21 protein-coding genes are annotated in these 21995 nt (G+C 68.1%); 7 read left to right on the forward strand and 14 right to left on the reverse strand.

Going from position 1 to position 21995, the window contains the following annotated elements; genetic code table 11:
* From MWN33_RS03395 to alr, 4 genes are all read right to left on the reverse strand, one after another.
* Positions 1–444 carry a DUF3775 domain-containing protein gene (locus tag MWN33_RS03395; protein WP_247198769.1) on the reverse strand — a complete coding sequence of 148 codons (444 nt, stop codon included), beginning with the start codon at positions 442–444 and terminating at the stop codon, positions 1–3.
* Positions 445–518: 74 nt separating this feature from the next.
* Positions 519–1187 carry a bifunctional nicotinamidase/pyrazinamidase gene (pncA, locus tag MWN33_RS03400; protein WP_247198771.1) on the reverse strand — a complete coding sequence of 223 codons (669 nt, stop codon included), beginning with the start codon at positions 1185–1187 and terminating at the stop codon, positions 519–521.
* A 139-nt stretch (positions 1188–1326) separates the two neighbouring features.
* Complete coding sequence (locus MWN33_RS03405; protein WP_247198773.1) at positions 1327–2580, reverse strand: D-amino acid dehydrogenase; 1254 nt, start codon at positions 2578–2580, stop codon at positions 1327–1329.
* 39 nt (positions 2581–2619) lie between these two features.
* Positions 2620–3741 (reverse strand): alanine racemase, encoded by a 1122-nt coding sequence (gene alr, locus MWN33_RS03410; RefSeq protein WP_247198775.1) that lies wholly within the window; start codon positions 3739–3741, stop codon positions 2620–2622.
* A 145-nt stretch (positions 3742–3886) separates the two neighbouring features.
* On the opposite strand from alr, the gene MWN33_RS03415 reads away from it, so the two are divergent.
* Entirely contained in the window at positions 3887–4345 is a 459-nt protein-coding gene (locus tag MWN33_RS03415; protein ID WP_247198776.1) for an Lrp/AsnC family transcriptional regulator, read from the forward strand.
* A 9-nt stretch (positions 4346–4354) separates the two neighbouring features.
* Here MWN33_RS03415 and MWN33_RS03420 read toward each other — a convergent pair whose 3' ends face one another.
* The 10 genes from MWN33_RS03420 to glpD form a co-directional block, all read right to left on the reverse strand.
* Positions 4355–5137, reverse strand: coding sequence for an SDR family NAD(P)-dependent oxidoreductase (locus MWN33_RS03420; RefSeq protein WP_247198778.1), 783 nt, complete (start codon positions 5135–5137; stop codon positions 4355–4357).
* 1 nt (position 5138) lies between these two features.
* Entirely contained in the window at positions 5139–6116 is a 978-nt protein-coding gene (gene speB / locus MWN33_RS03425; RefSeq protein ID WP_247198780.1) for an agmatinase, read from the reverse strand.
* Positions 6117–6231: 115 nt separating this feature from the next.
* On the reverse strand, positions 6232–7734 hold the full coding sequence (gene glpK, locus MWN33_RS03430; protein ID WP_247198782.1) for a glycerol kinase GlpK: 1503 nt from the start codon (positions 7732–7734) through the stop codon (positions 6232–6234).
* Between the two features lie 346 nt (positions 7735–8080).
* Positions 8081–9838: a type 2 periplasmic-binding domain-containing protein gene (locus MWN33_RS03435; RefSeq protein WP_247198784.1), complete on the reverse strand. Its 1758-nt coding sequence runs from the start codon at positions 9836–9838 to the stop codon at positions 8081–8083.
* Between the two features lie 57 nt (positions 9839–9895).
* Positions 9896–10201, reverse strand: a complete 306-nt coding sequence (locus MWN33_RS03440; RefSeq protein ID WP_247198785.1) for a DUF2160 domain-containing protein — start codon at positions 10199–10201, stop codon at positions 9896–9898.
* Positions 10202–10212: 11 nt separating this feature from the next.
* Entirely contained in the window at positions 10213–11034 is an 822-nt protein-coding gene (locus MWN33_RS03445) for a carbohydrate ABC transporter permease (RefSeq protein ID WP_247198787.1), read from the reverse strand.
* The gene (locus MWN33_RS03450; RefSeq protein WP_247198789.1) at positions 11031–11933 is read right to left on the reverse strand and encodes a carbohydrate ABC transporter permease; all 903 of its coding nucleotides are present in this window, start codon (positions 11931–11933) and stop codon (positions 11031–11033) included. Before MWN33_RS03450 ends, MWN33_RS03445 begins: the two co-directional genes overlap by 4 nt.
* Entirely contained in the window at positions 11933–13021 is a 1089-nt protein-coding gene (locus tag MWN33_RS03455) for an ABC transporter ATP-binding protein (RefSeq protein WP_247198791.1), read from the reverse strand. Before MWN33_RS03455 ends, MWN33_RS03450 begins: the two co-directional genes overlap by 1 nt.
* 10 nt (positions 13022–13031) lie before the next feature.
* On the reverse strand, positions 13032–14153 hold the full coding sequence (locus MWN33_RS03460) for an ABC transporter ATP-binding protein (RefSeq protein ID WP_247198792.1): 1122 nt from the start codon (positions 14151–14153) through the stop codon (positions 13032–13034).
* Entirely contained in the window at positions 14150–15712 is a 1563-nt protein-coding gene (gene glpD, locus MWN33_RS03465; protein ID WP_247198793.1) for a glycerol-3-phosphate dehydrogenase, read from the reverse strand. The genes MWN33_RS03460 and glpD overlap by 4 nt, the downstream gene beginning before the upstream one ends.
* A gap of 461 nt (positions 15713–16173) precedes the next feature.
* Between glpD and MWN33_RS03470 the strand changes: the two genes are divergently transcribed.
* From MWN33_RS03470 to MWN33_RS03495, 6 genes are all read left to right on the forward strand, one after another.
* Entirely contained in the window at positions 16174–17496 is a 1323-nt protein-coding gene (locus MWN33_RS03470) for an ABC transporter substrate-binding protein (protein ID WP_247198795.1), read from the forward strand.
* A 222-nt stretch (positions 17497–17718) separates the two neighbouring features.
* Entirely contained in the window at positions 17719–18687 is a 969-nt protein-coding gene (locus MWN33_RS03475) for a carbohydrate ABC transporter permease (RefSeq protein ID WP_247198797.1), read from the forward strand.
* Positions 18684–19637: a carbohydrate ABC transporter permease gene (locus tag MWN33_RS03480; protein ID WP_247198799.1), complete on the forward strand. Its 954-nt coding sequence runs from the start codon at positions 18684–18686 to the stop codon at positions 19635–19637. The genes MWN33_RS03475 and MWN33_RS03480 overlap by 4 nt, the downstream gene beginning before the upstream one ends.
* A complete protein-coding gene (locus tag MWN33_RS03485; RefSeq protein WP_247198800.1) occupies positions 19634–19864 on the forward strand; it encodes a hypothetical protein in 231 nt (76 codons plus the stop codon). The genes MWN33_RS03480 and MWN33_RS03485 overlap by 4 nt, the downstream gene beginning before the upstream one ends.
* A 4-nt stretch (positions 19865–19868) precedes the next feature.
* A complete protein-coding gene (locus MWN33_RS03490) occupies positions 19869–20981 on the forward strand; it encodes an ABC transporter ATP-binding protein (protein ID WP_247198802.1) in 1113 nt (370 codons plus the stop codon).
* Complete coding sequence (locus tag MWN33_RS03495; RefSeq protein ID WP_247198804.1) at positions 20974–21981, forward strand: ABC transporter ATP-binding protein; 1008 nt, start codon at positions 20974–20976, stop codon at positions 21979–21981. Before MWN33_RS03490 ends, MWN33_RS03495 begins: the two co-directional genes overlap by 8 nt.
* The last annotated feature ends 14 nt before the right edge of the window (positions 21982–21995 follow it).

Genomic DNA, 21995 nt, shown 5'->3' on the forward strand with positions numbered 1-21995 from the left:
CTAGAGCCGGCCTTCGTCATATTCCTGGCAGGAATAGCCGAGCAGCGACAGCCCCTCCTCAAGGAAGTCGCCGAGCAGCGGCAGGCCAAGAAGATAGGCGGCGGTACGCCGGTTATGTGCCTGCGCCGCCTCCTCGCGGACCTCCGGCCAGTCGTCGGCGTCGTAATCGTCGCGCCCGAGCCAGGCGAGCGCCACGAGGTCGATCTGCTCGTCCTCGGTCAGCGCGCCGATGAAGCCGGCGATCTCCTGCTGGACGGGATCGTCGCCATGATCCTCCAGCACCTCGATGGCGTTGTCGTCCGAAGGATTGGAGGCAGGATCGGGCTCCGTCACCTCGTCCTTGGCGTCGAACTCGCGCGCCTTGACGATGATGAAGCACACCTTCTCCGGCGAGATGGTGAGCGGGGAATCGTCGCCGCTCGTGGTGTCGATGGATTCCGCCATATGTCCCTCCTGCGCGTGCCGGGTCTGCCTCACAAGAACGGCCGGGGCGGCAAAAGGATGCCTGCCGTTTGCGGCTATCCTCCCGCGTAGCGGCTCGCCCCGGTGACGACGGCGTGCGGCCGGCAAGCGATGCCGAGCGCGTGGAAGGCGTCGCGCGTGGCGTCGGCCGAGCCGGCGACATCGATGGCGCGGCAGGCATCGTCGAATACCACGACCTCGAAGCCGACGCGGCGGGCATCCTCGGCCGAGTAGCGCACGCAGAAATCGAAGGCGAGGCCGGCGAGAAACACCCGCCTGATGCCACGCTCGCGCAGATAGCTGGCGAGCCCGGTCGCGGTGCGCCGGTCGTTCTCGTAAAAGGTCGAATAGGAATCGATGCCGCGATGATAGCCCTTGCGCAGCACCAGCTCGGCATGCGGCACGTCGAGTTCGTCGCGGAAGGCGGCGCCGCGCGTGCCCTGCACGCAATGGTCCGGCCACAGGATCTGCGCGCCGTAGTCGACGTCGATGGTCTCGAAGGGCCGGGCACCGGGATGCGAGGAGGCGAAGGAGAGATGGCCCGGCGGGTGCCAGTCCTGCGTCAGCACAACATGGGGAAAATGTCGCGCCAGAAGGTTGATCGCCGGAATGATCTCGTCGCCCTTCGGCACGGCGAGCGCGCCGCCCGGACAGAAATCGTGCTGAACATCGACCACCAGCAGCACGTCGCTACCGCCGGGGACGTAGTCATACGACACGGGCATGGTACCGTCATTGTGCCTGGCGGCTGAGCCGCGCAGGCGAGTTTTCCCGAATCGGGACTTTGCGGAGGAAGCGCGGCGGGATCAAGAGGGCATCGCCAAAGAGCTGTGGTTTGCTGCCCCGCCTGGCGGCATCCGGCCGTCAGCCATAGCGCGCGATGCCGAGATCCTCGCTGGCGATGGCAGGCCGGCGCCCGCTCATCAGGTCCGCCAGCACCTGCGCGGAACCGCAGGACATGGTCCAGCCCAGAGTGCCGTGTCCCCCGTTCAGGAACAGGTTGGCGTAGCGGGTCGGGCCGATGACCGGCGTGCCGTCCGGCGTCATGGGCCGCAGGCCGGTCCAGAACTGCGCCTTCTCCCAGTCGCCGGCGGCGCCGAACAGGTCGCGCGCCGAGCGCTCCAGCGTGGCGTGCCGGGCGGGCGGCAGGGAGAGGTCGAAGCCGGCGATCTCGGCCAGCCCGCCCACGCGGATGCGGTCGCCGAGACGGGTGATGGCGACCTTGTAGGTCTCGTCCATCACGGTGGAGACCGGCGCGGTGGAGGTGTCGACGATCGGCACGGTGAGCGAATAGCCCTTCACCGGACAGACCGGCAGGTTGAGGCCGAGCGGGGCCAGAAGCGCCGGCGCGTAGCTGCCCAGCGCCGCCACATAGGCGTCGGCGGTAACCTCACCCGTCGCGGTCGCAACGCCGGCGATGCGGCCGGCCTCGACCTTGAGCCGCCGAATATCGGTGTTGTAGCGGAAGACGACGCCCAGCTCCTCGGCGAGCGTGGCGAGCGCGCCGGTGAACTTGAAGCAGTCGCCGGTCTCGTCCGTCGGCAGGCGCAGGCCCCCGAGGATGTGGTCGGCCGCCGCCGCGAGGCCGGGCTCGACGGCGACGCAGCCGGCGCGGTCGAGCACCTCGAAGGGCACGCCGTCGGCGGCCAGCACCTCGATGTCCTTGCCGATGGCGTCGAGCTGCTTGCGGCTGCGGAAGACCTGCAGCGTGCCCTGCATGCGCGCGTCATAGGCGATGCCGGTCTCCTCGCGCAGCGCGATCAGGCAGTCGCGGCTGTATTGCGCGATACGCACCATGCGGCCCTTGTTCACCGCGTAGCGCGCCGCCGTGCAATTGGCCAGCATGGCCGCCATCCAGCGCAGCGTGCCGGTGTCCATGGTGGGGTGCAGCACCAGCGGGGCATGTTTCATGAACAGCCACTTCAGCGCCTTCAACGGGACGCCGGGCGCCGCCCAGGGCGAGGAGTAGCCGGGCGAGACCTCGCCGGCATTGGCGAAGCTGGTCTCCAGCGCCGGGCCGGGCTGGCGGTCGAGCACCACCACCTCATGGCCGGCGCGGGCGAGGCAATAGGCCGAGGTGACGCCGATCACGCCGGCGCCGAGAACGACGATCTTCATGAGACGACTTCCAGATGGGACGACTTCCGGCCGTGCGGTTCAGCGGTAGACGCGATGGTAACGTGTTCCGAGGCCAGTGAGGATTTCATAAGCGATGGTGCCGGCGTCGGCGGCGAGCGCCTCCAGCGTCTGGTGCGGGCCGATCAGCTCGACGGGCGAACCGGGCTTCAGCGTGCCGGGCGGCAGGGCGGTGATGTCGAGGGTCAGGCTGTCCATCGAGACCCGCCCGGCGATCGGCAGGCGCGTCGTGCCGTGATAGGCGGCGCCTCTGTCGCCCAGCGCGCGCGGCAGTCCGTCGGCATAGCCGGCGGCGATGGTGGCGAGACGGCGCTCGCCCGCCGTCACATGGGTGCCGCCATAGCCGACCCGCGCGCCCGCCGGCACGGTGCGGATCTGGACCACGCGCACGTCGAGCCGCACCACCGGCAGCATGGGATTGGCGACGCCGGGGGTCGGCGCGCCGCCATAGAGCGCGATGCCCGGCCGCACGAGGGCGCCGTGATAGGCGGGCCCGAGGAAGATGCCGCCGGAATTGGCGAAGCTCAAGGGCACGCCGGGAAAGCCTTCGGCGAAGCGGGCCATCGCCGCGAGCTGATCCGCGTTCTGGCCGCAGCCCGGCTCGTCAGCGCAGGCGAGATGGCTCATCACATGCAGAAGCCGCACACCGGAGAGCCGCGCCAGCTCGGCGGTGAGAAGGGCGGCGTCCTCGGGCGAGAGGCCGAAGCGCGACATGCCGGTGTCGAACTGCAGCAGCGCCGGCAGCTCGACGCCGCGCGCACGGGCGAGCCGAGACCAGGCGGCGACCTGTTCGAGACTGTTGAGCACGGGGATGATCCCGGCCTGCGCGCAGGCGGGCTCCGCGCCGGGCAGCAGGCCGCCGAGCACGTAGAGCCGGCTACCGGCATTCAACAGTGGCTTGAGGATAAGAGCCTCGGAAAGCTGGGCGACGAAGAAGTCGCGGCAGCCGGCAGCCTCCAGCGCCGGGGCCACGCGGGCGGCGCCGAGGCCGTAGGCGTCCGCCTTGACCACACCGGCCACCCTTGCCGGTGCCACACGTGCGGCGAGTGCACGGTAATTGGCCGCGAGCGCCTTGAGGTCGATGGTCAGGAGGCCAGGCGCGATGTCGCCCGCCACACGCTGCTCAGAGATTTCACCGAACATCGCCCGCCCTTGAGGTCTCGCGCCACCTGTCGAATGGGTCTCGATGATAGTGCAGGGATCGTGCAGAAGCCGGTCGATCCGCGCGGCGAATTTTCAACGAATACGTTTTCATGCAAGGATCATCGAAATTATCGAAGGAATCGTCATGAGCGCGCTCGACGCCATCGACCGCAACATTCTGCGTCTGCTGCGTCTCGACGCGCGCATGAGTACGGCGAAGATCGCCGAGGAGGTGGGGCTGTCCGCCTCCACCTGCCTGCGCCGCATCAAACTGATGGAGCATGGCGGCGTCATTCGGGGCTACACCGCGCTGGTCGACCATTCCGCGCGCGACGCGGCGATGGCGGTGATCATCAACATCACGCTGGAGCGGCAGACCGAGGATTACCTCAACCGCTTCGAGACGGCCGTGCGCCGGCACCCTGAGATCCAGGAATGCTACCTGATGACCGGCGGTTCGGATTATCTGCTGCGGGTCGAGGTGGAGAACGCCGCCGAGTTCGAGCGCATCCACACCGAGATCCTCTCGACCCTGCCGGGCGTGCTGCGCATCCACTCCTCCTTCTCGATCCGCAACGTGCTGGCCACGCGCCGCCGCAAATAGGCGCCGGGGTCAGGCCATCACCTCGCCGCGGTCGAGCGTGAAGGCCTGCCCGGTGATGTCGCGGGCGCCGTCGGAGGCGAGGAAGAGATAGAGCAGGGTGAGGTCGCCCGGCTCCAGAAGGCCCGGCAGAACCTGCGCGCCGACGATCTCGTCGAGCAGCTCCTGCTCGGGGCGCCCGGTGCGCCGCGCCATGTCGGCAAGCGAACGCATCGCCGCCTCGGTGCGCACCCAGCCGGGGCAGACGGCGTTGACGCGGATGCCGCGCGGGCCGAGCTCATGGGCGATGGAGCGGGTGAAGCCGAGCGTCGCGTGCTTGGAGGCGACATAGGCGGAGAACTCGCCGACCGCCGTGCGGCTCCAGATCGAGGCGGTAAGCACGATGCGCCCGCCCGCGCTCATGAGCGCCGCCGCGCGCCGCGTGACGTTCCAGGTGCCGACGACGTTGATGTCGACGATGCGCCGGAACGTCTCCTCGGTCTCCGGCCGCCCGTCGAGCAGAGGGGTGATGCGTTCCAGCCCGGCATTGTTGACGAGAACGTCGAGCGGGCCGAGGCCGGCAAGTGCCGCCTCGACGGCGCCCGCGTCGGTGATGTCGCACAGGATTGCCCGGCAGTCGGCGCCGGTGGCGGCGGTAATCGCTGCGGCGGTGTCGTGCACTGCCGGGTCGTCGGCGAGGATATGCACGCGCGCCCCGGCGCTGGCGAAGCCCTCCGCGACGGCACGGCCGATGCCCCGGCTCGCCCCGGTGACGAGCACGTTCTCGCCGGCGAAATCGAAGCGGACGCGGCCCATCTCAGGCGCCCGCCTGCCGGCGGTGCATCACGCGGCCGATGAAGTTGAGCAGGATCTGCGCGGCGAGGATCGCCGTCGTGCCGGTGTGGTCGTAGTCCGGCGCGACTTCCACCAGATCGATGCCGACCACGCTGCCGCGCCTCGTCAGTCCGTCGAGCAGCTCCAGCCCCTCGTAATAGGTGAAGCCGCCATGGCTCGGCGTCCCGGTGCCCGGCGCGATGGAGGGGTCGAAGCCGTCAATGTCGATGGTGACGTAATAGCGCGCGCCGGCCGGGATGCGTGCCAATGTCTCCTCGATGCCCAGCCTGCGGATCTGGCGCACGGAGAGGATGTCCGCCCCCATGGCCCGCGCGGCCTCGTAGCCTTCGCGGGGGGTGGAGGAGACGTTGCGGATGCCGAGCTGTGTGAGACCCGTCACATAGGGCTTCTCGGCGGCGCGGCGCATCGGGTTGCCGTGGCCGAAGCGCACGCCGTGGCGCTCGTCGACGAAATCGAGATGGGCGTCGAGCTGCACGATGTGGATCGGGCCGTTCTTCGCGCAGTCCTGCGCGAAGGCCTCGACGCAGGGGATGTTGATCGAGTGGTCGCCGCCGAGAACCACCGGCAGGGCGCCGGCGGCGAGGATCTTGCGCACGCCGTGGGCGATGTTGGCGTGGCTGGTGATCGTGTCGGTATGCACGATGTCGGCGTCGCCGATGTCGAGGATGCGCACCTTGTCCGCCGGCAGGTAGACGACGTCGTCCTCGTGGTCGTAAGCCCCTCCATGGCCGAAGGAAAACAGCGTCGAGGCCTCGCGTATGGCGCGCGGCCCGAAGCGCGTGCCGGCCCGCCATTGCGTGCCGAGATCGAAGGGCGCGCCGAGCACGGCGACATCGGCGTCGATGGCGTCCCAGTCCGGCTGGTAGGGGTTCTTGCCGAAGGTGGAGATACCGACGAAGGGCAGGTCGAGCCTGCCTTTCTCGTAGCCATGCGCCGACATGAGGGCGTTCCCGATTCCGTTGGAGGCGGAACGAGACTAGCGGCGCGCGATACATTGAGGAATCACGTTGATCCAAGGTTCACATCGACCGTTCTCGATGTGAAGCGCTGCGCGGTCAGGGCTGTGTGAGACGTCTCACCGCATCCCGCCAGCCGGCGAGCTTGGACTCGCGCGTCTCGCCCGGCATGGAGGGGTCGAAGCGCCGGTCGAGCCGCCAGGAATCGGCGAAGCGGCCCGGCGCCGGCATGATGCCCGCGTGCAGCCCGGCGAGATAGGCCGCGCCCAGCGCCGTGGTCTCGCGGATCACCGGCCGGTCGACCGGCGCGGCCAGCAGGTCGGCGAGGCGCTGCATGGCGAAGTTGGAGGCGACCATGCCGCCGTCGACGCGCAGCACCGGCGTGCCGTGGCGGTGGCCGCCCGAGCTCGCCCAGTCCGCGTTCATCGCGTCGATCAGGTCGGCGGTCTGGTAGCAGACGCTCTCCAGCGCCGCGAGGGCGAACTCGGCCGGCCCGGAATTGCGGGTGAGGCCGAACATCGCCCCGCGCACGTCGGGGTTCCAGTGCGGCGCGCCGAGGCCGACGAAGGCGGGCACCAGATAGACCTGCTGGGCGGGATCGGCGGCCTCCGCCAGCGCCTCGCTCTCGGCGGAGTTCTTTATTATGCCGAGCCCGTCGCGCAGCCACTGCACCGCCGCGCCCGCGACGAAGATCGAGCCTTCCAGCGCGTAGCTGCGCCTGCCGGCGATCTGGTAGGCGATGGTGGTGAGCAGCCGGTTCTGCGAGACCACGGCGGTGTGGCCGGTGTTGAGCAGCGCGAAGCAGCCGGTGCCGTAGGTCGACTTGATCATGCCCGGCTGGAAGCAGGCCTGGCCGACGGTGGCGGCCTGCTGGTCGCCGGCGATGCCGCCGATGGCGATGGCCCCGCCGAACAGCTCCGGCTGCGTCGTGCCGAAATCGGCGGCGCAGTCGCGGACCTCGGGAAGCAGCGAGCGCGGCACGCGCAGCAGCGCCAGCAGGTCCTCGTCCCATTCGCCGGTGTGGATGTTGAACAGCAGGGTGCGCGCCGCATTGGTGGCGTCGGTGGCGTGGACCTGCCCGCCGGTGAGCTTCCACAGCAGCCAGGAATCCACCGTGCCGAAGGCGAGCTCGCCGCGTTCGGCGCGGGCCCGCGCGCCCGGCACCTCGTCGAGTATCCAGCCGATCTTGGTGCCGGAGAAATAGGGATCGAGGATCAGCCCGGTGCGCTCGCGCACCAGCGGCTCGTGGCCCTCGGCGCGCAGCCGCGCGCACAGGTCGGCGGTGCGCCGGTCCTGCCAGACGATGGCGCGGTGGATGGCGGCGCCGGTCTTGCGATCCCACACGACGGTGGTCTCGCGCTGGTTGGTGATGCCGATGGCGGCGATGTCGGCGGCGCGGATGCCGGCCTGCTCGATCACCGCGCGGCAGGTGGCGAGCGTGGTGCGCCACAGGTCCTCGGCCTCGTGCTCGACCCAGCCGGAGGCGGGGAAGTGCTGGGGGAATTCCTTCTGCGCCTGCGCCGCGACGGAGGTGTCGGGCCGGAACAATATGGCGCGCGAGGAGGTGGTGCCCTGGTCGATGGCGAGGAGATAGGCAGGCATGCGAAGCTTCCGGATTGGGGGCGGCGACCGTCACGTTCCTCATCCCGAGAGCCGGCTCGCCGACGCCTGGGAAGCCGTCATCCCGGCCGGAGTGCGACGCAGGGCCGGGATCGTGCGAAGGCGAAGAGCTCCACGCGATCCCGGATCGGCCTTCGGCCGTCCGGGACGACGGCTTGCTGGGGGCCGCCAGACTCTCGGAATGGGAGCATTCGCAAATCTATCGCAGGACACGCCGCCCCGGAAATCGCTTCCCGGGGCGGCGGGGACAGAAGGTCGTTCCGGAGGCGGGGCATCCGGGACGAAGTGCCGGGGCGGTCTGCGAACCCCGGTGCGGAGTTTCGGCCGATCAGTTCTTCTTCGGCGGGGTCGCCGGCCAGCTCTTGATCAGCGTGTCGTAGTCGATGGTCTCGCCCTGCGGCTTCTCGTTGGCGAGCTTGGGCTGCGGCGCGAGGTTGCCTTCCTTCTTGGCGAGCTCGACCCAGTACTCCATCGGGTGCTTGGCGTTCAGCTTCGGCCCGCACTCGCCCTGCACGCCGGAACGCTCAAGGCGCTCCAGCACCGAGTCCTGCGCGGCGGCGAGGCTGTCCATCGCGGCCTGCGGGGTCTTGGCGCCCGAGGAGGCGTCGCCGATGTTCTGCCACCAGAGCTGCGCCAGCTTCGGGTAGTCCGGGATGTTCACGCCGGTCGGCGACCACTGGACGCGGGCGGGCGAGCGGTAGAACTCGACGAGGCCGCCGAGCTGCGGCGCGCGCTCGGTGAAGCTCTTGTCCCAGATGTCGCTCTCGCGGATGAAGGTGAGGCCGACATGGCTCTTCTTCAGCGAGACGGTCTTGGAGGTGACGAACTGGGCGTAGAGCCAGGCGGCCTTGCGGCGGTCCACCGGGGTGGACTTCAGCAGCGTCCAGGAGCCGACGTCCTGGTAGCCGAGCTTCATGCCGTCCTTCCAGTAGGCGCCCTTGGGCGAGGGGGCCATGCGCCACTTGGGCGTGCCGTCGGCGTTCATCACCGGCAGGCCGGGCTTCACCATGTCGGCGGTGAAGGCGGTGTACCAGAACATCTGCTGGGCGATGTTGCCCTGCGCGGGCACCGGGCCGGCTTCCGAGAAGGTCATGCCGTTGGCGGCGGCGGGCGTGTAGTTCTTCAGCCACTCGATGTACTTGACGATCGAGTAGACGGCCGCCGGGCCGTTGGTGTCGCCGCCGCGCTCGACCGAGGAGCCGGTCGGGCGGCAGCCTTCCATGCGGATGCCCCATTCGTCGACCGGCTTGCCGTTGGGCAGGCCGCGGTCGCCGTTGCCGGCCATGGAGAGCCACGCATCGGTGAAGCGCCAGCCGAGCGAGGGGTCCTTCTTGCCGTAGTCCATGTTGCCATAGACCTTGACGCCGTCGATCTCCTTCACGTCGTTGGTGAAGAACTCGGCGATGTCCTCATAGGCCGACCAGTTGACCGGCACGCCGAGCTCGTAGCCGTACTTGGCCTTGAACCTGGCCTTGATGTCCGGGTTGGTGAACCAGTCGTAGCGGAACCAGTAGAGGTTGGCGAACTGCTGGTCGGGAAGCTGGTAGACCTTGCCGTCCGGCGCGGTGGTGAAGGAGATGCCGATGAAGTCGCCGAGGTCGAGGGTCGGCGAGGTGACGTCCTTGCCCTCGCCGGCCATGAAGTCGGTCAGCGCGATGGCCTGCTTGTAGCGGAAATGGGTACCGATGAGGTCGGAATCGTTCACCCACGCATCGTAGATGTTCTTGCCCGACTGCATCTGCGTCTGGATCTTCTCCACCACGTCGCCCTCCTGGATGAGGTCGTGGGTGAGCTTGATGCCGGTGATCTCGGAAAACGCCTTGGCGAGGACCTTGGCCTCGTATTCATGGGTGGTGATGGTCTCGGAGACGACGTTGATCTCCATGCCCTTGAAGGGCTCGGCCGCCTTGATGAACCATTCCATCTCCTTCATCTGCTCGTCCTTGGAGAGCGTGGAGGGCTGGAATTCGCTGTCGATCCACTTCTTGGCGGCGGCTTCGTCGGCACGGACCGGCGCGGCGAAGGCGATCAGCGCCGCGGCGCTGGCGGCCAGCAGGAGCCGGCCTCGACTCAGTGATTTGGACATGGGGTCTTCCTCCCGTTTCTTCCCAGAATCGCGCGGCTTTGTGCCGCTTAGGCAAGTTCACACGAGGCGGAACACCGCCAGTGCGTAGACAAGGCAGAGCGCGAGCGCCCAGCCGAGCTCGGGTCCCACCAGGCCGAGCCAGGCGAGATTGATGAAGGCGCTGCCGAGCAGCGTGATGAACAGCCGGTCGCCGCGCGTGGTCGGGATGCCGAGCACGCCGACGCGGGCGCGCTCGGGCCGCCACACGGCGAGCAGGGTGAAGAAGACGAGCAGCCCGGCGACGACCGCGAAGAACAGCCCGGTCTGCCAGGTCCACGCCATCCAGGCGAGGTTTTGGGCGAAAGAGGAGGCGGTGTCTTCCATCGCGCCCTCCCTCACACCCGCCCGAGGGCGAAGCCCTTGGCGATGTAGTTGCGCACGAACCAGATGACGAGCGCGCCGGGGATGATGGTGAGCACGCCCGCCGCCGCCAGCAGGCCCCAGTCCATGCCGGCGGCCGAGACGGTGCGGGTCATCGTCACCGCGATGGGCTTGGCGTTGGTGGCGGTCAGCGTGCGGGCGAGCAAGAGCTCGACCCAGGAGAACATGAAGCAGAAGAAGGCGGCGACGCCGATGCCCGACGCGATCAGCGGCATGAAGATCCTCACGAAGAAGCGCGGGAAGGAGTAGCCGTCGATCGCCGCCGTCTCGTCGATCTCGCGCGGCACGCCGGACATGAAGCCCTCGAGGATCCACACCGCGAGCGGCACGTTGAACAGGCAATGCGCCAGCGCCACCGCCCACGGCGTGTCGAATAGGCCGATGGCGGAGTAGAGATTGAAGAAGGGCAGGGCGAACACCGCCGGCGGCGCCATGCGGTTCGACAGCAGCCAGAAGAACAGGTGCTTCTCGCCGACGAAGCGGTAGCGCGAGAAGGCATAGGCCGCCGGCAGCGCCAGCGTGATCGAGATGACGGTGTTCAGCACCACATAGGTGAGCGAGTTGACGTAGCCCGAATACCAGCTCGAATCGGTGAAGATCTTGATATAGTGCTCGAAGGTCAGCGCCTGCGGCCAGAGCGTGACGCCGGAATTGATCTCGAAATTGGTCTTCAGGCTCATGTTGACGAGCCAGTAGATCGGCAGCAGCAGGAAGATCAGGTACACCGCCATGACGACGGTGCTGCCGCGCGAGGAGCGGTTGGCGGGCGTGCTCATGCCGGCGTCTCCCCCTGCTGGCGCTCGGCGCCGGTATTGGTCATCACCGTGTAGAAGACCCAGCACAGCGCCAGCACGATGAGGTTGTAGACGAGGCTCATGGCCGCCGCCTTGCCGAGGTCGAACTGGCCGAGGGCGAGCTTCACGAGGTCGATGGACAGGAAGGTCGTCGCGTTGCCGGGGCCGCCGCCGGTGAGCACGAAGGGCTCGGTGTAGATCATGAAGCTGTCCATGAAGCGCAGCAGCACGGCGATCAGCAGCACGCGCTTCATCTTCGGCAGCTGGATGGTGGTGAACACCGCCCAGCGCGAGGCGCCGTCGATGCGCGCGGCCTGGTAATAGGCATCGGGGATCGACTTGAGGCCGGCATAGCACAGCAGCGCGACGAGGCTGGTCCAGTGCCAGACGTCCATCACCACGATGGTAATCCAGGCGGCGAGCGAGTCGCCCGTGTAGTTGTAGTCGATGCCGAGCGCATTGATGGCCCAGCCGGCGAGGCCGATATCGGCGCGGGCGAAGACCTGCCAGATGGTGCCGACGACGTTCCACGGGATCAGCAGCGGCAGCGCCATCACCACCAGCGTGGCGGCGACCTTCCAGCCCTCGCGCGGCATGGAGAGCGCGACGAGGATGCCGAGCGGCACCTCGATGGCGAGGATGATCGCGGAGAACAGCAGGTTGCGCCACAGCGCGTCGAAGAAGCGCCCGCCGAGCTCCGTGGTGGGGTCGAGCAACTCCTGGAACCAGCCCAGCCCGTTCCAGAAGAACTGGTTGTTGCCGAAGGTGTCCTGCACCGAATAGTTCACCACCGTCATGATCGGCACGATGGCCGAGAAGGCGACGATGAGGAAAACCGGCGCGACCAGCAGCCAGGCGCGGTTGTTGAGGGGCTTCTCCATCACAGGGCTCCCTCGCCGTTCACCAGCACGCCGCCGGCATAGATGTGGATCTGGCGCGGATCGAGCGTCAGCCCGGCCTCGTCGCCATGCAGCGAAAGCCCTTCCGGCATCAGCGCGGCGGCGGGCTGGCCGCCGATCTCGATGCGGGCGATGCGGGCGCGGCCGATGTCGTCGACCCGCTGCACCTTCACCGGCACGCCGGTGCCGGCCGGCGCCAGCGTGGCGAATTCCGGCCGCACGCCGAGCTCGATCTTCTCCCCCGCCGGCAGGGCGGGATAGGCGCGCGTGAGCCCGATGGCGACGCCGCCGACATGGGCGGTGCGGCCCTCCACGGCGGCCGGCAGCACGTTCATGCCCGGCGAGCCGATGAAATGGCCGACGAAGGTGTGCGCCGGGCGCTCGAACAGCTCTTCCGGCGTGCCGGTCTGCACCACGGCGCCGTCATGCATCACCACCACCGTGTCGGCGAAGGTCAGCGCCTCGGTCTGGTCGTGGGTGACGTAGATCATGGTGAGGTCGAGCGCGCGGTGCAGCTCCTTCAGCGTCGAACGCAGCTGCCATTTCAGATGCGGGTCGATGACGGTGAGCGGCTCGTCGAACAGGATGGCGGCGACGTCCTCGCGCACCAGCCCGCGTCCGAGCGAGATTTTCTGCTTGGCGTCGGCGGTGAGGTTCGAGGCCTTGCGGTCGAGCACCGACGACATGTCGAGACGGGAAGCGATCTCCTCCACGCGCCGCGCGATGGCCTCGCGCGGCATATGCCGGTTCTTCAGCGGGAAGGCGAGGTTCTCGCGCACCGTCATGGTGTCGTAGACGACCGGGAACTGGAACACCTGCGCGATGTTGCGCGCCTCGGTGGGCAGCCGCGTCACGTCCCGCCCGTCGAACAGGATTTTTCCGCGCGTCGGCACCACAAGGCCCGAGATGATGTTGAGCAGGGTGGTCTTGCCGCAGCCCGAGGGGCCGAGCAGGGCATAGGCGCCGCCCTGCCGCCAGACATGGTTGATCTCTTTGAGCGCATAGTCCTGCGGGCCGCGCGGATCGGGCCGGTAGGCGTGGGCGAGACCGTCGAGGGTGATGCTGGCCATCGTCTCCTCCTCACGCCGCCGCGTCGAGCGCGCGGCCGGCCCGGCGGCCGTCGGCACCGAACAGCAGGATGTGGTCGGGGTCGATCAGCACCTCGACCGCCGCGCCGGGTTCCAGACGGCGCACGCCCGGCACCAGAGCGGTGAGGCGCTGTTCGCCCATGTCCATGTGCAGGAAGCTCTCCGAGCCTGTCACCTCGGTGACGGCGACGGTGGCGGCGAGGCGGATCAGCCGGCCGCCGCCGGCGCCGGTATCGGAACGGCGTTCGGCGCTCGCCACGTCTTCGACCTCAAGGTGATGCGCGCGCACGCCGATCGTGTAGGCGCCGTCCGGCGCGTCCGCCAGCACGCCGCTGGCGGGCAGCACGGCGCCGCCGTCGAGCAGCACGGTGTGGCCCGACTTGTTGGCGCGCAGCGCGTTGAGCGGCGGATCGGAGAACACCCGCGCGGTGGCGAGGTCGCCCGGCCGGCGATAGACCTGCGCGGTGGGGCCGAACTGGGTGAGCCGGCCCTCCATCAGGCAGGCGGTGCTGCCGCCGAGCAGCAGCGCTTCGGTCGGTTCGGTGGTGGCGTAGACGAAGACGGCGCCGGTCGAGGCGAAGATGCGCGGCAGTTCCTCGCGCAACTCCTCGCGCAGCTTGTAGTCGAGATTGGCCAGCGGCTCGTCGAGCAGCACCAGATCGGCACGCTTCACCAGCGCGCGGGCGATGGCGGTGCGCTGCTGCTGGCCGCCGGAAAGCGCCAGCGGCGTGCGCTCCAGATAGGGCTCCAGCTTGAGCAGCCGGGCTGCCTCGGACACCCGCGCGGCGATCTCCGCCTTCGGCAGGCGCTGCACGCGCAGCGGCGAGGCGATGTTCTCGTACACGCTCAGCGAGGGGTAATTGATGAACTGCTGGTAGACCATGGCGACGCTGCGCTTCTTCACCGGCTGCCCGGTGACGTCGCGCCCGTCGACCAGCACCCGGCCGGAGGTCGGCGCGTCGAGCCCGGCCATCAGCCGCATGAGGCTGGTCTTGCCCGCCAGCGTGGCGCCGAGCAGCACGTTGAGGCTACCGCGCTCCAGCTTCAGCGAGATGTCGTCGATATAGGGAACGCCGGAGACGGTGCGGCTGACGCGGTCAAGTTCGAGGGTCATTGCGCGGCCCCCTTCAAAGGCGTGGATGCGGCACGGTGCGGGGCGCCCTGCGCCATGAAGGCGTCGAGCGCGGCGGTCTCCTCCGCGGTGAAGCGCAGGCCGAGCTTGGAGCGGCGCCACAGCACGTCCTCGGCGGTGCGCGCCCATTCCTCGCGCATGAGATAGCGCACCTCGGCCTCGGTGAGATCGGCGCCGAAGACGCGGCCGAGATCGCCGGCCGAGCGGGCGCCGTCGAGAATGCGCATCGCCCGTGTGCCATAGGCGACGACGAGGCGGCGGGCGAGCCGCTCGTCCAGCCAGGGATGCGCGCGCAGGATCTGGCCGACCACGCGCGGCTGGTCTGTCACCGCGAAATCGCCGCCGGGCAGCGGCGCGGTGCCGGTCCACGAGGCCTTGCCGGCGGCCGGCAGATAGGGCGCGAGCTTCTGCACCGCGTGCTCGGCGAGGCGGCGATAGGTGGTGATCTTGCCGCCGAACACCGAGAGCACCGGCACGCGGCCGTCCACGTCGTCGAGCTCCAGCACGTAGTCGCGCGTGGCTTCCTGCGCCTTGGAGGCGCCGTCGTCATAGAGCGGGCGCACGCCGGAATAGGTCCATACCACCTGATCGGGCGTCACCGGCGCCTTGAAATACTCGCTCGCCGCCGCGCAGAGATAGGCGATCTCCTCGGCGCTGGCGACCGGCTTGCCCGGCGTGCTGCCATAGTCGCGGTCGGTGGTGCCGATCAGCGTGAAGTCGTGCTCGTAGGGTATGGCGAAGATGATGCGCCCGTCCGCGTTCTGGAAGATATAGGCGCGGTCGTGCTCGTAGAGGCGCGGCACCACGATGTGGCTGCCCTGAACGAGACGAACATTAGCCGGCGAATTGGCGCGCAGCACATGGGCAAGCACCTCGTGCACCCAGGGGCCTGCGGCGTTGACCAGGGCGCGGGCATGGACGAGGTGGCGCGCGCCGTCCTCCTCCACCTCAATGCGCCAGAATTCCGGCTCGCGCTGGGCGGAGACGACGCGGGCGCCGCGGCGTATGTCGGCGCCGCGCTCGGCGGCGTCGAGCGCGTTCAGCACGACGAGGCGGCTGTCCTCGACCCAGCAGTCGGAATATTCGAAGCCGCGCCGGTAGCCTTCGCGCAGCGGCCGGCCGGCGGGGTCGCGCGTCAGGTCCAGCGCGCGGGTCGCGGGCAGGCGCCTGCGCCCGCCGAGGTGGTCGTAGAGGAACAGGCCGAGCCGCAGCAGCCAGGCCGGGCGCAGCCCCGCATGGTGAGGCAGCACGAAGCGCAGCGGGCGGACGATGTGCGGGGCGATGCCCCAGAGAACCTCGCGCTCGGCCAGCGCCTCGTGGACGAGGCGGAACTCGTAATGTTCGAGATAGCGCAGGCCGCCATGGATCAGCTTGGTCGAGGCGGAGGAAGTGGCGCCGGCGAAGTCGCCCTGCTCCAGCAGTACCACGGAAGCGCCGCGCCCGGCCGCGTCGCGGGCGATGCCGCAGCCGTTCACCCCCCCGCCGATGATGGCGAGGTCATAGATTTCGTCCCGGATCCCGTCCCGCGCGCGAGCGTCCAATTGGCGCCTCCCGGATGCGCTCCCTTACGTTGGGGGCGCTTTCGTTTTTATCTTCGTATGGACGCTATCTGAAACTCAATTTGGTCGCAATGGGCAAAATCCGAAAGAGTCGAACGTTCGTTTAGGTGCGGCGCAGCATTCCGGTGGTTTCGCGCGAGCCCTGCGGCGCATCGCTTCGGGAAAGGGAGTGCTACGGGCGCCGGATGGGGCGGGAAAGCTGCCGATGCCGGCTTAGAGGCCGGCGGCAGGGCAGGGTGCGGCGCAGCGACGAATACCTCTTGCGCTGTTGAGCAAATCGTATCTAACTAAACACATCACTAAATCCTGCCGGTGCACGCCACGCCGGTGGAGCGTGCCGATACGTCCGTGCCGACACCGCAGCCTCACGCGAACTGACGACCACAAGCCGACAAGGCCAAGGAGGGGGCGGGACGCCCACCTTCGTTCTCTGGGAGGAGAGCATGCTGAAGAAGTGGGTACCCCTTTTCGGGGCGGCCGCGCTGTGCGCCGCCATGACCGCCCCGCAGGCCGCGAAGGCCGAACAGCTGACCCTGTGCTGGGCGGCGTGGGATCCGGCCAATGCGCTGGTCGAGCTGTCGAAGGACTTCACCGCCAAGTCCGGCATCGACATGAAGTTCGAGTTCGTGCCGTGGACCAGCTACGCCGACCGGTTCCTCAACGAGCTGAACTCGCGCGGCAAGCTGTGCGACCTCATCATCGGCGACAGCCAGTGGATCGGCGGCGCCGCCGAGAACGGCCATTACGTGAAGCTGAACGACTTCTTCGCCAAGGAAGGCATCAAGATGGATGACTTCGTGCCGGCGACGGTGGTCGGCTATTCCGAATGGCCGAAGAACACGCCGAATTACTGGGCGCTGCCGGCCATGGGCGACGTGGTGGGCTGGACCTACCGGAAGGACTGGTTCGAGCGGCCCGAGCTGCAGAAGGAGTTCAAGGCCAAGTACGGCCGGGACCTCGTCGCGCCCAAGACCTATGACGAGCTGAAGCAGATCGCCGAGTTCTTCCAGAAGCGCCAGATCGACGGCAAGACCGTCTACGGCGCCTCGATCTATACCGAGCGCGGCTCGGAAGGCATCACCATGGGCGTGACCAACGTCCTGTACGACTGGGGCTTCATGTACGAGAACCCCAAGAAGCCCTACGACATGCAGGGCTATGTGAACTCGCCGGACGCCATCAAGGGCCTCGAATTCTACAAGTCGCTCTATGATTGCTGCACGCCGCCGGGCTCCTCCAACGTCTACATGGTGGAATCGGCCGACGCCTTCAAATCCGGTCAGGTGGCGATGCAGATGAACTTCGCCTTCACCTGGCCCGGCCTCTACAAGGACGAGAAGGTCGGCGGCGACCGCATCGGATTCTTCGCCAACCCGGCCGAGAAGTACCATTTCGCCCAGCTCGGCGGACAGGGCATCTCGGTGGTGGCCTATTCCGACAAGCGCGACGCCGCGCTCCAGTACATCAAGTGGTTCGCCCAGCCCGACGTGCAGGCCAAGTGGTGGAAGCTCGGCGGCTATTCCTGCCTGAAGGCGGTGGTCGACGCCCCCGACTTCAAGACCAGCCAGCCCTATGCCCCGGCCTTCCTCGAATCCATGGCGATCGTGAAGGATTTCTGGGCCGAGCCGAGCTACGCCGAGCTGCTGCAGGCCATGCAGAAGCGGGTGCATGACTATGTCATCGCCGGCAAGGGCACGGCCAAGGAGGCGCTGGACGGGCTGGTCGTCGACTGGACCGAGATCTTCAAGGAAGACGGCAAGATCTGAGGGATGGCCTTTGCTTTCCTCTCTCCATTGGGGAGAGGCGGCCCCCCTGCGGGGCCGGTGAAGGATAAGGCGCTCGCGAAGCGTCGAAATACCCTCTCCCCACCCTCTCCCTGCGGGGAGAGGGAGAACGCCCCTCCGTTTCCTCCCGACGGCGATCCGGTTCGACTTCATGTCAGAGCCGGCCGGGTCGCCCCTTTTCCGCCGACACCAGCGAGTGCGCGCGTGACGACATCCGATCACACCTATGCCGACAAGGCCGCCGAGGCGGCGGTGCGTGCCACCCCGGAGCCCGTGGCGCGGCGCCTGCGCTCGCTCTCGGACAAGGCCATCGCCTGGCTGTTCATCGCCCCGACCATCGTGCTGCTGCTGGCGATCAACATCTTTCCGCTGTTCTGGGCGGTCTACCTGTCCTTCACCAATTACCGGGCCAACCGGCCCAATGCGGTGGTGCAGAATGTCGGGCTCGGCAATTACTCGCGCGTGCTGAACGACCCCGACATCTGGGCGTCGATGCAGACCACGGCGCATTTCGTGTTCTGGACCATCCTCTTGCAGACGGTGATCGGCTTCGGCCTCGCCTATCTGATCGACCGCAAGTTCCGCGGCCACGCCTTCTGGACCACGCTGATCCTCATCCCGATGATGCTGTCGCCGGCGGTCGTGGGCAATTTCTGGCGCTTCCTCTACGAGCCGCAGATCGGCCTGTTCGCCTACGCGGTCTCGTTCCTGACCGGCATCCCGACCTCCGAGATCCAGATGCTGGGCAATGTCCATCTGGCACCCTGGGCGATCATCATCGTCGATACCTGGATGTGGACGCCCTATGTGATGCTGATCTGCCTCGCCGGGCTGCGCTCGATCCCGGACTACATCTACGAGGCGGCCGAGGTCGACCGGGCCTCCAACTGGCGGCAGTTCTGGTCGATCACCGTGCCGATGGCGCTGCCCTTCATCATGCTGGCGGTGCTGTTCCGGGGCATCGAGAACTTCAAGATGTTCGACATGGTGAACCTGCTCACCGGCGGCGGGCCCGGCTCGACGACGGAGGTGGCCTCCATCGCGCTCAAGCGCGACGCCTTCGAGGCCTGGGCGACCGGGCGCTCCTCGGCCTTCGCCATCGTCCTCTTCGTCGCGGTGTTCGGCCTCGCCAACATCTATGTCAAGGCACTCAACAGGGTGAAGCAGAGATGAGCGCCGCCAATTCTGCCCATTCGGTCGTCGAGCCGGGCGCTGCCTCCAAGCGCATCGCCGCCACGCTGGTCATCCTCTACGCGGTGATCACCCTGGTGCCGCTGGTGTGGATCTTCCTCACCTCGATCAAGTCGCCGCCCGACTCGATCTCCTATCCCCCGAAGATCCTGTTCACCCCCTCGCTGGAGGGCTACTGCAACCTCTTCACCACCCGCACGCGGCAGACGCCGGAATACATCGCCGCCCTTCCCGAGCCGGACGGCATCTGCGACGCGGTGACCCGCAAGCGCAACATGGTGATCGCCGGTCCATCCAACTTCCTGCCACGCTTCGCCAATTCGCTGATCATCGCCTTCGGCTCGACCTTCCTCGCGGTCGGGCTCGGCACGCTGGCGGCCTATGGCTTCTCGCGCTTCAAGGTGCCGCTGGCCGACGACCTGCTGTTCTTCATCCTGTCGACCCGGATGATGCCGCCCATCGCGGTGGCGATCCCGATCTACCTGATGTACCGCCAGCTCGGCCTCTCCGACACCGCCATCGGCATGATGCTGCTCTACACGGCGGTCAACGTCTCCCTCGCCGTCTGGCTGCTCAAGGGCTTCATCGACGAGATCCCGCGCGAGTACGAGGAGGCCGCGATGATCGACGGCTATTCGCGCCTGCAGGCGTTCCGCAAGGTGGTGCTGCCGCAGGCAACCACCGGCATCGCGGCGACAGCGATCTTCTGCCTGATCTTCGCCTGGAACGAATATGCCTTCGCCTCGCTGCTGACCTCCGGCAGCGCGCAGACGGCGCCGCCCTTCATCCCCACCATCATCGGCGAGGGCGGGCAGGACTGGCCGGCGGTGGCGGCGGGCACCACCATCTTCCTGGTGCCGATCCTCGTCTTCACCATCCTGCTGCGCAAGCAGCTGCTGCGCGGCATCACCTTCGGAGCGGTGCGCAAATGACCGATATTCGCCATGTGGCCGCGCCTCCCGCCACTCCCGCCGCCGGCAAGCCCCGCCGCCCCATCTTCCTGCGGCGGGGACCCATGGAGGCGCTCGCCGTCGCCGTCATCGGCCTCGGTTTCCTCATGCTGTTCCAGCCCTTCGCGCTGGTTCTCTACACCTATTCGCTCATCACCCTTCTGACCGGCACCTTCATGTTCATGATCGTGTCGAAGTTCCCGGAGTAGGCCGATGGCCGAGATCAGGGTCGATCACCTGCGCAAGGCGTTCGGCGAGTTCGTCGCGGTGCAGGATTCGAGCTTCACCGTCGAGGACGGCGCCTTCCTCGCGCTGCTCGGCCCGTCGGGCTGCGGCAAGACCACGACGCTGCGCATGATCGCCGGGCTGGAGCTGCCGACCGGCGGCACCATCTCCCTCGCCGGCGAAGACGTGACCTACAAGCGCGCCAGCGAGCGCGACATTGCCTTCGTGTTCCAGCTCTTCGCGCTCTACCCGCACATGAATGTGCGCCGGAACATCGGTTTCCCGCTGCTGGCGCAGGGCGTGCCCAAGGCCGAGATCCGGACGCGGGTGGAGGAGACGGCGCGCCTTCTCCAGATCGACCACATACTCGACCGTCCGGTCTCGGGCCTTGCCGGCGGCGACCGCCAGCGCGTGGCGCTCGGGCGGGCCATCGTGCGCCGGCCGAAATGCTTCCTGATGGACGAGCCGCTCGGCACGCTTGACGCCGAGTTCCGCGAGGTGATGGTCCGCGAGCTGCGCGAGCTGCACAACCGTATCCACGCCACCACGGTCTATGTCACCCACGACCAGATCGAGGCGATGGCGATGGCCGACCGCATCGCGGTGATGAATCATGGCGTGATCGAGCAGTTCGGCACGCCGCAGCAAATCTATGACCGCCCGGCCTCCATGTATGTCGCCGACTTCATCGGCTCGCCGCCGATGAACTTCATCCGCTTCGACGCCGGCCTGCCCAAGGGCGCGCGCACGGCGCGCATCGGGGCGGCCGAGATCGAGATGCCGGCGCTGCGCGCCGAGGTGGCGCCGGGCGCGCTGGCGCTCGGCGTGCGGCCCGAGCACATCCGTTTTTCCGACGCCTCGCCGCTGCGCGGAGCGATCTACGGCACCGAATATCTCGGCACCAACCAGATCGTCACGGTGGAGACGCAGGGCGGGCTGGTGCGCGCGCGCCTGCCGGCCGGCCAGAGCTACCGTATCGGCGAGCCGGTCGGCCTCTCCTTCAAGAGCGAGCGGCTGTCGCTGTTCGACGCCCGCTCGGGGCGCGTCATCCCCTCCGTACTGCATGAGGGCGCACTGCGCCGGGAGGCCCGCCATGGCTGACGTGACCTTGAAGGGCGTCTCCAAGAGTTTCGGCGACAAGCGCGCCGTCGAAGGGGTGGACCTGCACATCAAGGACGGCGAGTTCGTCGTGCTGCTCGGCCCCACGGGGGCAGGCAAGACGACGACGCTGCGCCTCATCGCCGGGCTGGAGAAGCCGGACGCCGGCACGATTTCGATCGGCGGGCGGCCGATGGAGGGGCTGGCGCCGGCCGGTCGCGACGTCGCCTTCGTGTTCCAGCAATATTCGCTCTACCCGCATCTCACCGTCTACGAGAACCTCGCCTTCCCGCTGCGCTCGCCGGCCCGCCGCATGGATGCGGCGGCGGTCGACGCGCGGGTGCGCCAGGTGGCGAAGATGGTGCGCATCGACCACAAGCTGGAGAACCGCTCGACGCGGCTTTCCGGCGGCGAGATGCAGCGTGTCGCCATCGGCCGCGCGCTGGTGCGCCGCCCGGCGATCTACCTGATGGACGAGCCGCTCTCCTCGCTCGACGCCAAGCTGCGCGGCGAGCTGCGCCTCGAACTCAAGCGCATCCAGAAGGAACTCGGCGCCACGCTGCTCTACGTCACCCACGACCAGATCGAGGCGATGACCATGGCCGACCGCATCGGCATCCTCGCCGAGGGCCGCCTGGTGCAGATCGGCACGCCGCGCGAGATCTACGCCGACCCCGCCAATCTCCACGTCGCCGCGCGCCTCGGCCAGCCGCACATCAACATCGTGCCGGTCGACCTGCTGCCGGGCGCGACGCCCCCGCGCGGGGCCACCGCCATCGGCGCGCGTACCGAGCACATCGCCATCGCCGCCTCCGAGGGCGGCAATGCCCGCGTCGACTGGATCGAGCATCTGGGCGACCAGAACCACCTGCACATCCGGGTCGGCGCGCACAAGCTCGTCACGCTGGCCGACCCGGACATGCCGGTGAACCCAGGCGACCGGATCGACCTGACCTTGAAGAACCCGCTCTATTTCGGCCAGGACGGCCAGCGGCTCGTGTGATGCGTAGCGGCCGC

Origin of the sequence: Ancylobacter koreensis (assembly GCF_023016525.1) — a bacterium.
Taxonomy (GTDB): Bacteria; Pseudomonadota; Alphaproteobacteria; order Rhizobiales; family Xanthobacteraceae; genus Ancylobacter; species Ancylobacter koreensis.